General features: G+C 64.5%; 12 protein-coding genes. 7 read left to right on the top strand and 5 right to left on the bottom strand.

What is annotated here, in order from left to right; all coding sequences use genetic code 11:
- Positions 1 to 68 precede the first annotated feature (68 nt).
- Positions 69 to 608: a DUF962 domain-containing protein gene (locus OKW37_RS23355; RefSeq protein WP_184057742.1), complete on the top strand. Its 540-nt coding sequence runs from the start codon at positions 69 to 71 to the stop codon at positions 606 to 608.
- Positions 609 to 622: 14 nt separating this feature from the next.
- Here OKW37_RS23355 and rarD read toward each other — a convergent pair whose 3' ends face one another.
- Entirely contained in the window at positions 623 to 1519 is an 897-nt protein-coding gene (gene rarD / locus OKW37_RS23350) for an EamA family transporter RarD (protein WP_184057740.1), read from the bottom strand.
- A gap of 560 nt (positions 1520 to 2079) precedes the next feature.
- Here rarD and egtD point away from each other — a divergent pair.
- Positions 2080 to 3063, top strand: coding sequence for an L-histidine N(alpha)-methyltransferase (gene egtD, locus OKW37_RS23345; RefSeq protein ID WP_429403900.1), 984 nt, complete (start codon positions 2080 to 2082; stop codon positions 3061 to 3063).
- A 103-nt stretch (positions 3064 to 3166) separates the two neighbouring features.
- Here the strand turns inward: egtD and OKW37_RS23340 are convergent, their stop codons facing one another.
- A complete protein-coding gene (locus tag OKW37_RS23340; protein ID WP_090808088.1) occupies positions 3167 to 3460 on the bottom strand; it encodes an acylphosphatase in 294 nt (97 codons plus the stop codon).
- 138 nt (positions 3461 to 3598) lie between these two features.
- Between OKW37_RS23340 and hpnA the strand changes: the two genes are divergently transcribed.
- Both hpnA and OKW37_RS23330 read left to right on the top strand, forming a co-directional pair.
- Positions 3599 to 4609 carry a hopanoid-associated sugar epimerase gene (hpnA, locus tag OKW37_RS23335; RefSeq protein WP_429403899.1) on the top strand — a complete coding sequence of 337 codons (1011 nt, stop codon included), beginning with the start codon at positions 3599 to 3601 and terminating at the stop codon, positions 4607 to 4609.
- A 134-nt stretch (positions 4610 to 4743) separates the two neighbouring features.
- A complete protein-coding gene (locus OKW37_RS23330) occupies positions 4744 to 5310 on the top strand; it encodes a hypothetical protein (RefSeq protein WP_184057731.1) in 567 nt (188 codons plus the stop codon).
- A 91-nt stretch (positions 5311 to 5401) separates the two neighbouring features.
- Here the strand turns inward: OKW37_RS23330 and OKW37_RS23325 are convergent, their stop codons facing one another.
- Both OKW37_RS23325 and hpnC read right to left on the bottom strand, forming a co-directional pair.
- Entirely contained in the window at positions 5402 to 6574 is a 1173-nt protein-coding gene (locus OKW37_RS23325) for a glycosyltransferase (protein WP_429403898.1), read from the bottom strand.
- A complete protein-coding gene (gene hpnC / locus OKW37_RS23320) occupies positions 6574 to 7440 on the bottom strand; it encodes a squalene synthase HpnC (RefSeq protein ID WP_429403897.1) in 867 nt (288 codons plus the stop codon). The genes OKW37_RS23325 and hpnC overlap by 1 nt, the downstream gene beginning before the upstream one ends.
- A gap of 376 nt (positions 7441 to 7816) precedes the next feature.
- Between hpnC and ispH the strand changes: the two genes are divergently transcribed.
- Entirely contained in the window at positions 7817 to 8761 is a 945-nt protein-coding gene (gene ispH / locus OKW37_RS23315) for a 4-hydroxy-3-methylbut-2-enyl diphosphate reductase (RefSeq protein WP_090808097.1), read from the top strand.
- Between the two features lie 10 nt (positions 8762 to 8771).
- Positions 8772 to 9926, top strand: a complete 1155-nt coding sequence (gene hpnH / locus OKW37_RS23310) for an adenosyl-hopene transferase HpnH (RefSeq protein WP_018423996.1) — start codon at positions 8772 to 8774, stop codon at positions 9924 to 9926.
- 142 nt (positions 9927 to 10068) lie between these two features.
- Here the strand turns inward: hpnH and OKW37_RS23305 are convergent, their stop codons facing one another.
- Positions 10069 to 10671: an MlaC/ttg2D family ABC transporter substrate-binding protein gene (locus OKW37_RS23305; protein WP_184057725.1), complete on the bottom strand. Its 603-nt coding sequence runs from the start codon at positions 10669 to 10671 to the stop codon at positions 10069 to 10071.
- 211 nt (positions 10672 to 10882) lie between these two features.
- Between OKW37_RS23305 and OKW37_RS23300 the strand changes: the two genes are divergently transcribed.
- Complete coding sequence (locus OKW37_RS23300; RefSeq protein WP_429403896.1) at positions 10883 to 13498, top strand: MMPL family transporter; 2616 nt, start codon at positions 10883 to 10885, stop codon at positions 13496 to 13498.
- Position 13499 lies beyond the last annotated feature (1 nt).

Here is a 13499-nt window from a genome sequence, read left to right as displayed (position 1 = left end):
TCGGCTACCCGATGGTTTGAAAATCCGCTGCCCGCGATTATGCTGACTTTGACACAGGAGCGGCACTGATGAGAACGCTGACGCAGCAACTGACGCAATACGCGGCCTACCATCGCGACCGGCGCAATATCGCCACGCACTTCGTCGGCATTCCGATGATCGTGCTCGCGCTCGCGGTGTTGCTGAGCCGCCCGTCGTTTGGCGCCGGGATGTTCCCGGTCACGTTGTCGCCGGCGTGGCTGCTGTTCGTGGCGGCGACCGTCTACTACCTCGCGCTCGACGTGCCGCTCGGCGTGCTGATGGCCTGCGTCTCGGCGCTCTGCGTCGGGTTCGGCGAGTGGATCGCCGCGCAAACGACGCTCGTGTGGCTCGCGACCGGCATTGGGCTGTTCGTGGTCGGCTGGGTGTTCCAGTTCGTCGGCCACGTGGCCTACGAACATCGCAAGCCGGCATTCGTCGACGACGTGATCGGCCTGTTGATCGGCCCGCTATTCGTGCTCGCCGAAGCGCTGTTCGGTGTCGGCTGGCGCCCCGAATTGCGCGATGCGATCGAGGCTGAGGTAGGCCCGACGCGCATCGATCCGCAGCGGACCGACGCGCATCGCTGAGCGAGCGCCGTAGTTCAGTTCGACGCGAACCGAACGAAGCGCACGCTGTGCAGCGCGGTCAGCGCGACGGCGATCCAGATCGGCACATAGGTCGCGAGTTGCGCGACGCTCAGCGTTTCGCGCAGCAGCGTGATCGACACGAACACGAGCAGCACCGGCTCGACGTAGCCGAGAATGCCGAACAACGCGACCGGCAACAGTCGGCTCGCCTTCAGATACGAAGCGAGCGCGAGCGTGCTCAACGCACCGAGGCCCGGCAATAGCAGACACCACATTTCGGCGCGGCCGGCGATTGCTTGCAGCGAGCCGCCGCCGAGAATGCACACGGCGGCCACCGGCAGCAGCAACGCCATTTCGACGGTGAACATCGCAAGTGAATCCTGATTGATCTGACGACGCACCACGAAATAAGGCGGATAACCGAGCGCGACGACGAGCGTCGGCCACGAGAACGCACCCGTCACCCACAGTTCGTGAGCGACGCCAACCGCCGCGCACGCGACCGCGAGCCACTGCAACGCGTCGAGCCGCTCGCGATAGTGGAAGCGCCCGACCAGCACCATCACGAGCGGCAGCAGGAAATAGCCGAGCGACACTTCGAGCATGCGCCCATGCAGCGGCGCCCACAGAAACAGCCACAGCTGTACGCCGAGCAGGCCCGCAGCCACGGCCATCGCGGCACCGAGCTTCGGCTGCGTCATCATTTGGACAACGAGCGCGCGCAGAATCGGCAGGCGCTTGCGCACCGCGACGAGCAGCAGCGCGCCAGGCACGGTCCACACGATGCGCCACGCGAAGATGTCGAGGCCCGACAGCGGTTTGAGCAGCGTCGCGTAAGCGGACAATAATGCGAACATCGCCGACGCGCCGACCGACAATGCGATCCCGCGCCTGAAGTCGTTGTGATTCATTGCGCGGTCGGGGATCGGTGTGACGCGTGGGCTTGCGGCGCGCGACGCAGGCTCGCGGCGTTCGTTGTCGTCATGAATATGATGTCTCGTGAGCAGGCGGCCACGCGGGCAAAGCGGCAGACGCTGCGTTGTCGTTCTGAAGCGGCGGTGCAAAACCGTAGGAAAACGGGCATTCTAGACGGGTTATTCGCCAACGGGCTTGCGCTTTTTCGTCAGTCGGCTGCAATTAGTCGTGCGCGTCGCGCGTCGATGCACTAGAACATAACTTCGTGCGCCGCGGCCGGCGAAGCCCTTTCCGGCTCGTCCTCGCCTCGCGCGAATCTTGCTACCCAAGTTTTGCACGCTGTGGCAGCACCACTCGCGACAACGACGTCCACAGCGGCACGCAACGAGCAGCTACCACGAGCCGGGTCGGCGAATGCAGCCTCGAGCGCAGTCTGTCAGGCCGCCACGAATCACCGCCCGCGCATCTCGCCCACGGCATGCCTCAACTGCGTTTCGTCGCGCATGCCACCGCCCGGCAGCAATCCCGCTCATCGAATGTGACTACTGGAGCCAGCATGACCCAGCCAGCCCTATCGCTCAGCAACTCGCCTTCCGAACTGCGTCGCGCCTTCGCCGCCGACGTGTACGCCGGCCTCACCCATACGCCGCAGAAAGAGCTGCCGTCGAAGTATCTGTACGACGAGGTCGGTTCCGCACTTTTTGAAGTGATTACCGTATTGCCCGAATATGGCGTCACGCGCGCCGAAGAACGTCTGCTCGCGAAGCACGCGGCCGACATCGTCGAGCATTTGCCGCATGACGTCACGGTCGCCGAACTCGGCAGCGGCAGCGGCCGTAAAACGCGGCGCATTCTCGAGGCGCTGTGTAAAAAACGCCCTACTTCCTACTGCCCGATTGAAATTTCGCGCAGTGCGTTGCAGTTGTGCCGGCGCGAACTCGGTGACATCGAGCGGATTTCGATCGTCGGTTATGAGCGCGACTATCTGGCCGGTCTCGCCGAAGTGAGCCGGCAGCGCGCGCCCGGCGACCGCTTGCTCGTGCTGTTTCTCGGCAGCACGATCGGCAACTTCGGCAGGCTCGCGGCGACGCGTTTTCTGCGCGAGATCCGCAACATGCTCGCGCCCGGCGACGCGCTGCTGCTCGGCACCGATCTGATCAAACCGACGCCGGTGCTGGTCGCAGCCTACGACGACGCGATCGGCGTGACCGCGTCGTTCAATCTGAACCTGCTCGCGCGCGTCAACCGCGAACTCGACGGCGACTTTCCGCTCGATGAGTTCGAGCACGTCGCGCGCTTCAATCCGGACGCGCGCAGCATCGAGATGCATCTGCGCGCGAAGCGCGATATCACCGCTCACGTGCGCGCCGCAAAGCTGACGGTGTCGCTGACGGAAGGCGAGACGATCTGGACCGAAAGCAGCCACAAGTATCGCGCGGAAGAATTGCCCGCGATCGCCGATGACGCCGGCTTCGTGTGCAGCCATCAATGGATCGAGGATGAGTGGGGATTCGCGGAGAGTTTGTTGGTGGCCCGGTAAGCGCTGACCACGCGGCAAATAACGGCCGATAAAGGCATAAACGAAAAAGCGGCGCGCCCTCCTCTGGACGGCGCGCCGCTTTTTTAACTCGCGCAGCTCGAGCTCAATGCTGCTCGAAGCGCTCGTAACGTCTGTCCGTCACGCGCTCCTCGCCGCTCACTTCGGTCACGCGCGCCGCCGGCGGTCCGTGACGCAGCCACGACAACATCCGGTCGATCTGATTGGCCGGTCCCTGCAACATCGCCTCGACCGAACCGTCGTCGAGATTCGCGACCCATCCCTTGATGCCGAGCGCGTGCGCCTGGCGCACCGTCGCAAGGCGAAAGCCAACGCCCTGCACGGTGCCGCGCACCCGCGCGTAATACGTTTCGATCCGCTCATCCAGATCCGGGGCCATGCCGCTACCTCCTTTTAATGCCTGACAATCTTTCAAGCCGGCATTCTAGTCGCGTCGCGGCGAGCGCGCTCGGCAACGCCCATCCTTTGCGCGCGCCACGTACAATCCGTCGACCGTCACGCAGGAAATGGAAACAGAATGACCGAACAGCATCGCGATCTCGTGCTCGTGACCGGCGCGTCCGGCTTCGTCGGCTCGTCGGTGGCGCGCATCGCGCAGAGCAAGGGCTTTCGCGTACGCGTGCTGGTGCGCGCGACGAGTCCGCGCAAGAACGTCGAATCGCTCGACGCGGAAATCGTCGTCGGCGACATGCGCGACGAAGCATCGATGCGCAACGCGCTGCGCGGCGTGCGCTATCTGCTACACGTGGCCGCCGATTATCGGCTGTGGGCGCCGGACCCCGGCGAGATCGAGCGCGCGAATCTCGAAGGCACCGAGGCGACGATGCGCGCGGCGTTGAAGGAAGGCGTGGAACGCATCGTATATACGAGCAGCGTCGCCACGCTGAAGGTGACGAGCTCCGGCCAGTCCGCCGACGAAACCTCGCCGCTGCGCGCCGACCAGGCGATCGGCGTCTACAAGCGCAGCAAGGTGCTCGCCGAGCGCGCGGTCGAGCGCATGATCGCCGAGGACGGTCTGCCCGCGGTGATCGTCAATCCATCGACGCCGATCGGCCCGCGCGACGTGAAACCGACGCCCACCGGGCGCATCATTCTGGAGGCGGCGCTCGGCAAGATTCCCGCATTCGTCGATACGGGGCTGAACCTCGTGCACGTCGACGACGTCGCCGCCGGTCATATCCTTGCGCTCGAACGCGGCAAGATCGGCGAGCGCTATATTCTGGGCGGCGAAAATCTGCCGTTGCAGCAGATGCTCGCCGATATCGCGGCATTGACCGGCCGCAAGGCACCGACACTGAGCCTGCCGCGCTGGCCGTTGTATCCGCTCGCGATGGGCGCGGAAGCGGTCGCCAAATTCACGAAGCGCGAACCTTTTGTCACCGTCGACGGACTGAAGATGTCGAAGAACAAGATGTATTTCACGTCGGCGAAGGCGGAACGCGAGCTGGGGTATCGGGCGCGGCCTTATCGCGAGGGGCTCGCCGATGCGCTCGAATGGTTCCGGCAGGCGGGGTATCTGAAGCGGTGATCAAGGGATAAGTGAACGGTTAAGTGAAGGGCTGAACAGCGGCCGTAAGCATTTTGTTACAAGTCCCGCGCCGGCGACGGGTCCAAGCCCGCTCGCAGCGGGTAAAATCGCGGGTCCTACCTGAGAAACCTCGCATGAATCTTCACGAACAGCTCGGCGCGCTGGAAATGGGCGTCGACCAGCTCATTCAGGCTGTCGTGGCCACGCAGGCCGAGAACACTCCCGAGACAAGCGCTGACGCTGCGGCATCGCCCGCGGCGGTGGAGCATGCCGCGCACGAAGCAGCGGCGCAAGCAGCAGCGGAACAGCCCGCGAGCACCGAAGCAAACGCAGAAACGCACGCCGAAGCGATCGATAAGCCGGCCGCCCCGCAGTTCCAGCCGACGCTCGAAATCAACCGCCCCGCGCGCGACGAAATCACGATGACGATCGGCGACCAGACCGTCGCGCTACGCCCGGATCAGATCGGCCGGCTGATCGAGGAACTGTCGAACGCACGGGCCTCGATGACGCCGGAGCAGCCGCAAGGCATCCCGCCGGGCTGGCAATTTGTCTCGACGAAGAATCCGATGATGGCCGTGCAGAAGCAGTCGAACGGCGACCGCTTGCTGGTGATGCGCCACACCGGCCACGGCTGGGTGCCGTTCACGTTCTCGCCGGACATCGTGATCCAGATGTACATGATGCTGACGAACGCGTGATGAAACGCGCGGACATAACAAAAGCGGCCAGGAGCCGCTTTTTTTACGTCCGCCTTCTGCATCCGACGAGCGCATCGGCCATCGACAGACTTCAGCGCTCCTGCACCGGCGCCTGCACGCGCGCCTTCCACTGCCCACCCTTGCCACCCCAGTAGCGCACCGCCGATGCGAACGTTGCGCCGACATAGAACAGCGCCACGAGCGGCAGAAACGGCGCCCACAGCGGTGAGCGCCGGTAGTAGACGAGCATCGGCGCATAGGCGCAGCACATTGCCGCCCACGCGATCCAGGCCGGCCAGCCGAGCGGCCCGAGGATCAACGCCGCGACCGGCGGCAACAGATAGATGATCGCCATGCCGACGAGCGTGCCCGCGAGCAGCAGCGGCGAGTAGCGCAGCTGCGTGAACGCGGTGCGCGCGATCATGTTCCAGATGTCGTGCCAGCTATCGTAGGGACGCAGCGACACGCTCTTCGCCGCCACATCGAGCCGGATCGGATGACGGCCGGCGCCACGATGCTTGATGCGCGCGGCAAGACTGCAATCGTCGATCAGCTCGGCGCGAATCGACTCGATGCCGCCCGCTTCCTCGAGCGCCGCGCGGCGCACCAGCATGCAGCCGCCCGCCGCGGCCGCGGTGCGGTTGCGTGGATTGTTGACCCACGCGAACGGATACAGCTTCGCGAAGAAGAACACGAAGGCCGGAATCAGCGCCTTTTCCCAGAACGAATCGCAGCGCAGCCGGACCATCAGCGAGACGAGGTCGCGCTTTTCGGCATCCGCGCGCGCGACGAGCTGCGTCAACGCCTCGGCGGGATGGCCGATGTCGGCATCGGTCAGCAACAGGAATTCGGCCGGCAGATCGAGCGTGCGCACCGCCTCGATGCCCTGCGACTGCGCCCACACCTTGCCGGACCAGCCCGGGGGCAACGGCTTCGCGCTCAGCACGGTGAGGCGCTCCGGACATTGCAGCCGCAGCGCTGCGGCACGCGCGGCGTCGGCGGTGCCGTCGGTGCTGTGATCGTCGACGACGATCACGTGGAACGCGCCTGCGTAGTCCTGCTCGAGCAGCGACGTGACCGCCTCGGCGATCACGTCGACTTCATTGCGCGCCGGTACGACGGCCGCGACGGCCGGCCATGCGTCGCGCGCCGCGATGGCCAGCGGCGCGGCGGGACGCGCGCGCCAGAAGCCGCCACGCGCGAACAGCAGCACGCACCAGATCAGCAGGGAAACACACGAAAGAACGAACAGGACCGCCGCCATTAAGCATTACCCTCGATTGAGCGCGCCGCCATGCCGACGCGTCTGGATAGTCGCATTTTCAGGGTGCGCGCCGCCACCACGCACCAGTCGAACAGATTGAGGACCGGGCGCGCGCGGAACACATCGTAATCCGCGCGCTCGATGCGCTCGAGAAACCGAAAGCCTGCATGCACCGCGCCGCACAGCTCGATGCCTAGCCGCCCCGGCATGCGCAGCGCGAGCGGTGCGCCGCGGACCAGCGTGGCGCGCACGAAGGCGATTTCATACGCCATCAGCGCGCGCCACGCATCGTCGACGACACCATCGGCAATCTGCGCCTCGGTCACGCCGAAGCGGCGCAAATCGGCTTGCGGCAGGTACACGTGCTGTCGTTGCCAGTCGGCGGCGACGTCGAGCCAGAAGCTGATCAGCTGCGACGCCGTGCAGATCGCGTCGGCGTCGGCAAGATTGTGCGGCGTCGCCGCGCCGACCAGATGCAGCAGCAGATGCCCGACCGGATGCGCCGAGCGGCGGCAATAGTCGACGAGCGCGGCGCGATCCGCATAGCGATTCGTATCGATGTCCTGCGCGCAGCCCTCGAGCAGATCGTAGAAAGGTTCGAGGGGCAGCTCGTATTGCGCGATCACGCCAGCGAGCTTGCCGAACAACAGCGCATGCACGGACGCGGCGCGCCGTTGCGCGATCGCGTCGAGCCCGGCGCGGAAATCGGCCAGCCGGGCATGCCGCTCGGCGGCGCTCCACTGGCCTTCGGCGGAGATATCGGCCGCAGTGCGCACGACCTGATAGATAATACCGACAGGCGCGCGTAGGGCCTTAGGCAGCAACACGCTCGCGATCGGAAAGTTTTCGTGCTGATCGACGTCCATCCAGCGAGCCTCGAAACCATTCTGTAATACAGCGCGATGTCCGCGCGGCAAGGATCGGTAGTTTAAGGGTTCCGCCGTGACGGTGCAGTGTGCGGTCATGGTCGGGCGCGTTACGAGGCAATCCCACGCTGACTCCTTACATCGTTGTAACGCTCGCCGCCCCGGTCCTCCGCACGGCCCAGCGGGTGCGGCAAGCGGCCAACACAGGGGCCGCAGCAAAAAGCAAAGTGGCCCCGATAGCGTTAGAATGCGCGTTTGGTTTTGCTGTACCGGCCGGTCGCCGGGGCTCAAGACGTCAACTAATCAAGATGAGCGCGGCGATAAAGTCAGTTTCACGACTTCTTCGAAACCCGCGTTAGTCGGAGTTCGCCAACTTATGCGAGTCATCCTTGCTCAGCCGCGCGGCTTTTGTGCGGGCGTTGTCCGCGCAATCGAAATCGTCGATCGTGCGTTACAGCAACACGGCGCGCCCGTGTATGTCCGCCACGAGATTGTCCATAACCGTCACGTGGTCGACAATCTGCGCCAGAAGGGCGCGCGTTTCGTCGAGGAACTCGACGAAGTGCCGCAAGGTGCCGTCGCGATATTCAGCGCGCATGGTGTTGCGCAAACCGTCGAACGTGATGCCGAAGCGCGCGGCCTCGACGTGCTCGACGCAACCTGCCCGCTCGTGACCAAGGTGCACGTACAAGGTCGTCAGTACGTGGCCGCCGGCCGCACGCTGATCCTGATCGGCCACGCCGGCCATCCAGAAGTGGAAGGCACGATCGGCCAGATCCCCGGCACGGTGCTGCTCGTGCAGAGCGAGGCAGAAGTCGCGAAACTCGAGTTGCCGGTCGATGCGCCGCTCGCCTACGTGACGCAAACCACGTTGTCGGTCGACGACACGCGCGGCATCATCGACGCGCTGCTGCGCCGCTTTACCGACATGGTCGGTCCCGACACGCGCGACATCTGCTATGCAACGCAGAACCGCCAGGCGGCGGTGCGCGAATTGAGCAAAGAGGTCGATGTACTGCTGGTGGTCGGCGCGACCAACAGCTCGAACTCGAACCGGCTGCGCGAAATCGGCAGCGAGAGCGGCGTGGCGAGCTACCTCGTCGCCGACGGCTCTGAAGTGAAGCCGGAATGGTTCGCCAACGTGCACACGGTCGGCATCACGGCCGGCGCGTCGGCGCCCGAAGAAATGGTCGAAAACGTAATCGATGCGCTACGCGCATTGGGGCCCGTCGATGTCACGACGATGGCGGGCCGTGAAGAAAAAGTCGAATTCAAGTTGCCATCGAAACTGATGCAACCACTCGCTGCACGCGAAGTTTAAGGAGGACGCCTTGTCTATTCCGCTGCTACAGAAAGTCCGCGTCGGCGCATACATCATGCGCCAGCATCTCTCCGGCAACAAACGCTATCCGCTCGCCCTGATGCTGGAGCCGCTGTTTCGCTGCAATCTCGCCTGCAATGGCTGCGGCAAGATCGACTATCCGGATCCGATTCTGAACCAGCGTCTGTCGCTGGAAGAATGCCTGCAGGCCGTCGACGAATGCGGTGCTCCGGTCGTGTCGATCGCGGGTGGCGAGCCGCTGCTGCACAAGGAAATGCCGCAGATCGTCAAGGGCATCATGGCGCGCAAGAAGTTCGTGTACCTGTGCACGAACGCGCTGCTGATGGAAAAGAAGATGGACGACTACGAGCCGAATCCGTACTTCGTGTGGTCGGTTCACCTTGACGGCGACAAGGAAGCGCACGATCACTCGGTGTCGCAGGAAGGCGTGTACGAGAAGGCCGTGGCCGCGATCCGCGAAGCGAAGCGCCGCGGCTTCCGCGTCAACATCAACTGCACGCTGTTCAACGACGCGCAGCCGGAACGCGTGGCGAAGTTCTTCGACACGTTGGGCCCGATGGGCGTCGACGGCATCACGGTATCGCCGGGTTATGCGTATGAGCGCGCGCCGGATCAGCAGCACTTCCTGAACCGCGACAAGACCAAGCAGCTGTTCCGCGAAATCTTCAAGCGCGGCAACAACGGCAAGAACTGGTCGTTCAGCCAGTCGGCGATGTTCCTCGACTTCCTCGCGGGCAACCAGACCTACGAATGCACGCCGTGGGGCAACCCGGCGCGTACCGTGTTCGGCTGGCAAAAACCGTGCTATCTGGTCGGCGAAGGCTACGTGAAGACCTTCAAGGAACTGATGGAAACCACGGACTGGGACAAGTACGGCACCGGCAACTACGAGAAGTGCGCGGACTGCATGGTCCACTGCGGTTTCGAAGCGACGGCCGTGATGGACACGGTTGCGCATCCGCTGAAGGCGCTGAAGGTCAGCATGCGCGGCCCGAAAACCACGGGCGCGTTCGCGCAGGACATTCCGCTCGACAAGCAGCGTCCCGCCGAGTACGTGTTCTCGCGTCACGTCGAGATCAAGCTCGAAGAAATCACGCGCGCCGGCAAGGGCAAGAAGGTGGAGACCGCGACGGCCGCGCACTGAGGCGTTCGACAGGAGAGCGGCCGCGCGCCGCCCCTGTATTGCGCCTGATCGTTAGCGCAAGCAACTCGAAAAAAAGCGCGGTGGCCAATCAAGGCCACCGCGCTTTGCTTTTACCGATTGAAACTTCTGTCGACCAACCCGCTTACGCGCCGCGCGCATTATGCGCGGTCAGGAATTTGATCAGCCCGTCGATGCCGCCTTTGGCGATCTGGTCGGCGAACTGCGTCTGATACACCTGGATCAGCCACGCGCCCATCATGTTGATGTCATAGATCTTCCAGCCCGACGGCCCCTTGGTGAGCCGGTAGTCGATCGCGTCATCGCCGCCGTTGCTGATCACGTGCGATTGCACGACGATGTCGGTCGCGCCGCCTTGCACGCTGACCGGCGCAAACTGGAACTTCACGTCCTGGTCGCGCAGTTGCGACAGCGATGCGGCATAGGTACGCGTGAGCAGCAGCGTAAACTGCTCGTACAGTTGCTTCTGCTGCTCCGGCGTCGCGGTCGCCCACGGCTTGCCTACCGCGATACGTGTGGTGCGCTGAAAGTCGGTGGCGGGCAGGAAGTGCGTCTGGACGACCTGGGTGATCTGCGCCATGTCGCCGCCGCGCGCCTGCGGGTCAGCCTTCATTGCAGCCACCGTGCCCTGGACTGCACTTTTTACCACCGCGTCGGGTGCGCTCTGCGCAAACGCCGCCGTGGATACCACGGCCGCAGCCACAAAAGCAGTCAGATATCGTTTCATACGCTTGTCACGACTCGAAAGAAGTAGCGCCGACGGGCCGCAGCCCCGCGGCTAAAGAGAGGTACACCAGTATAGCGGGGATTACGTTCCCATCCGGACGAAGCCGTCAGGAGCCGTACTTGCTACCGAAGTCGGGCTTGCTTGCCCGGGCTCTGTATACTTATGCACCTTCGTCAAAAACAACACCCGTGATAAGGCCACGTCCGCCTACATGCTGAAGTCATCTATCGTCCGTCTCGTCGCGTATTCGGTGCGTCATCCGCTGAGGATCATCGCGCTGTCGATCGTGCTCGCTGTCCTGAGCGGCATATACGTCGCGCATAACTTCAAGATCAACACGGACATCAGCCGTCTCATCGAGACCGACAAGCAATGGGCGGCAGTCCAGAACGCGCTCGACGCCGCCTTCCCCGACCGTGGCGACACCGTGCTGGTGGTGGTCGAGGCGCGCGCGCCCGAATTCGCCGACGCCGCCGCCAACGCGCTGACCGCCGCGCTCAGAGCCGATCCGAAGGAGTTCACGTCGGTCTCGCAGCCCGCCGGCGGCCCGTTCTTCGAACACAACGGCCTGCTGTTTCTGTCCACCGACGAGGTGATGTCCACCACCTCGCAACTCGTGCAGTCGCGCCCGCTCGTCAATCAACTTGCGCATGATCCGAGCCTGACCGGTCTCGCCGGCACGCTGACTACGACCCTGCTGCTGCCGCTGCAACTCGGCCAGGTCAAACTCCCTGACATGAGCCGGCTGCTTGCGCAAAGCGCGAACACGCTCGATCGCGTGCTGGCCGGCCAGCCCGCCGCGTTCTCGTGGCGCGCTCTCGTCGATAAAAGCGCCGCCACCAATCCGGCGCGTTCGTTTGTCGTCGTGCATCCGGTCGTCAACTACGACGCGCTGGAGCCGGGCGCGAGCGCGTCGAGGGCGATTCGCGCAACCGCGGTCTCGCTGCATCTCCAGCAGCGCTACGGTGCGACGATCCGCCTGACCGGCGAGCAGCCACTCGCCGACGAGGAGTTCGCGTCAGTGCAGGACGGTGCGGTGCTGAACGGCATCGGCACTTTCATCGTCGTCCTGATCATTCTGTGGCTCGCGCTGCGCTCGGGCCGCATGATCGCGGCCGTGTTCATCACGCTGTTCGTCGGCCTCGCGATCACGGCCGCGCTCGGCCTGTTGATGGTCGGCGCGCTCAACATGATTTCGGTCGCGTTCATGGTGCTGTTCGTCGGGCTCGGCGTCGATTTCGGCGTGCAGTTCGGCGTCAAGTATCGCGAGGAGCGCAACCGCGACGACCGGCTGTCGGCCGCGCTGATGCACACCGCGCACAGCATCGGCGTGCCGCTCACGCTCGCGGCCGTGGCAGTCGCGCTGAGCTTCTTCTCGTTCCTGCCGACCGCTTATCGCGGCGTGTCGGAGCTTGGCCAGATCGCGGGCGTCGGCATGTTCGTCGCGTACTTCACCAACATGACCTTGCTGCCAGCGCTGCTGAAGCTCTTCAATCCGCCGGGCGAAGTCGCCTCGCCCGGTTTCAAGCAGCTCGAGCCCGTCGACGACTTCCTCGACCGCCATCGCAAGCCGGTGTTGATCGGCACGCTGCTTGTCGTGATCGGCGCGACACCGCTGCTCACGCACCTGCGTTTCGACTTCAATCCGCTGCATCTGAAGGACCCGCATACCGAGTCGATGGCAACGTTGCTGTCGCTGAAGGATTCGCCCGAAGCCGCGGTGAACAACGTGCAGGCGCTGGCGCCGTCGCTTGCCGACGCCGACGCGATGGCCGAGCGACTGCGCAAGCTGCCGGAAGTGGGCCGCGTCAACACGCTGAGCACCTTCGTGCCGGCCGACCAGCAGCAGAAGATGATGCTGATCGCGAGCGCCGCGCAACAGCTGCTGCCGGCGCTGCAACAGCAGCCCGCGCCGCAAGCCACCGACGAGTTGCGCGTCGCCGCATTGAAGCGCGCGGCGAATCAGTTGTCGCTCGCGGCCGAGGACCATCCGGGCCCGGGCGCGGCGGATGCGCAGCACCTGTCCGCGACCTTGCAAAAGCTCGCCGCCGCCGACGCCGCCACGCGCGACCGCGCCGAAGTCGCGATGTCCGACACGCTGCGCATCGCCTTGAAGCAGCTTGAGAACCTTCTGCAGCCGACCGAAATAACCCAGCAGACCCTGCCGCCAGGCATCATCGCGATGTGGATCGGCAAGGGCGGTCATGCGCTCGTCGATATCGCGCCGAAGGTGCCGCCCGGCGTCGATCCAAACGACGACCAGATGCTCGCGCGCTTCGCGCATGCGGTGAAGAAGGCGGAGCCGGGCGCGATCGGCGGACCGATCTCGATCCTGCATTCGGCCAACACGATCATCAAGGCGTTCCTGGAGGCGGCCGTCTATGCGCTGCTGTCGATCGCCGTGCTGCTGTGGATCGCGCTGCGCCGTGTCGGCGACGTGCTGCGCACGCTGGTGCCGTTGCTGGTGTCCGCGATCGTCACGCTCGAACTGTGCGTGGTATTCGGCATGCCGCTGAACTTCGCGAACATCATCGCGCTGCCGCTGATGCTCGGCGTGGGCGTCGCGTTCAAGATCTACTTCGTGATGGCGTGGCGCCACGGCCAGACCGGCCTGTTGCAGTCGAGCCTCACGCATGCGGTGCTGTTCAGCGCCGCCACAACGGCCACCGCGTTTGGTAGCCTGTGGCTGTCGCACCATCCGGGCACGTCCAGCATGGGGAGGCTGCTCGTGCTTTCGCTGTTCTGCACGCTGATCGGAGCGGTGGTTTTCCAGCCGGTGCTGATGGGCAAGCCGCGTCAACGTCGCGGGAAGCAAAAAGGAATATAAG

Origin of the sequence: Paraburkholderia sp. MM5482-R2 (genome assembly GCF_050436125.1) — a bacterium.
Lineage (GTDB): Bacteria > Pseudomonadota > Gammaproteobacteria > Burkholderiales > Burkholderiaceae > Paraburkholderia > Paraburkholderia tuberum.
Note: the sequence above shows the minus strand (reverse complement) of the source record. Positions and strands in the feature narration are given on the sequence as shown.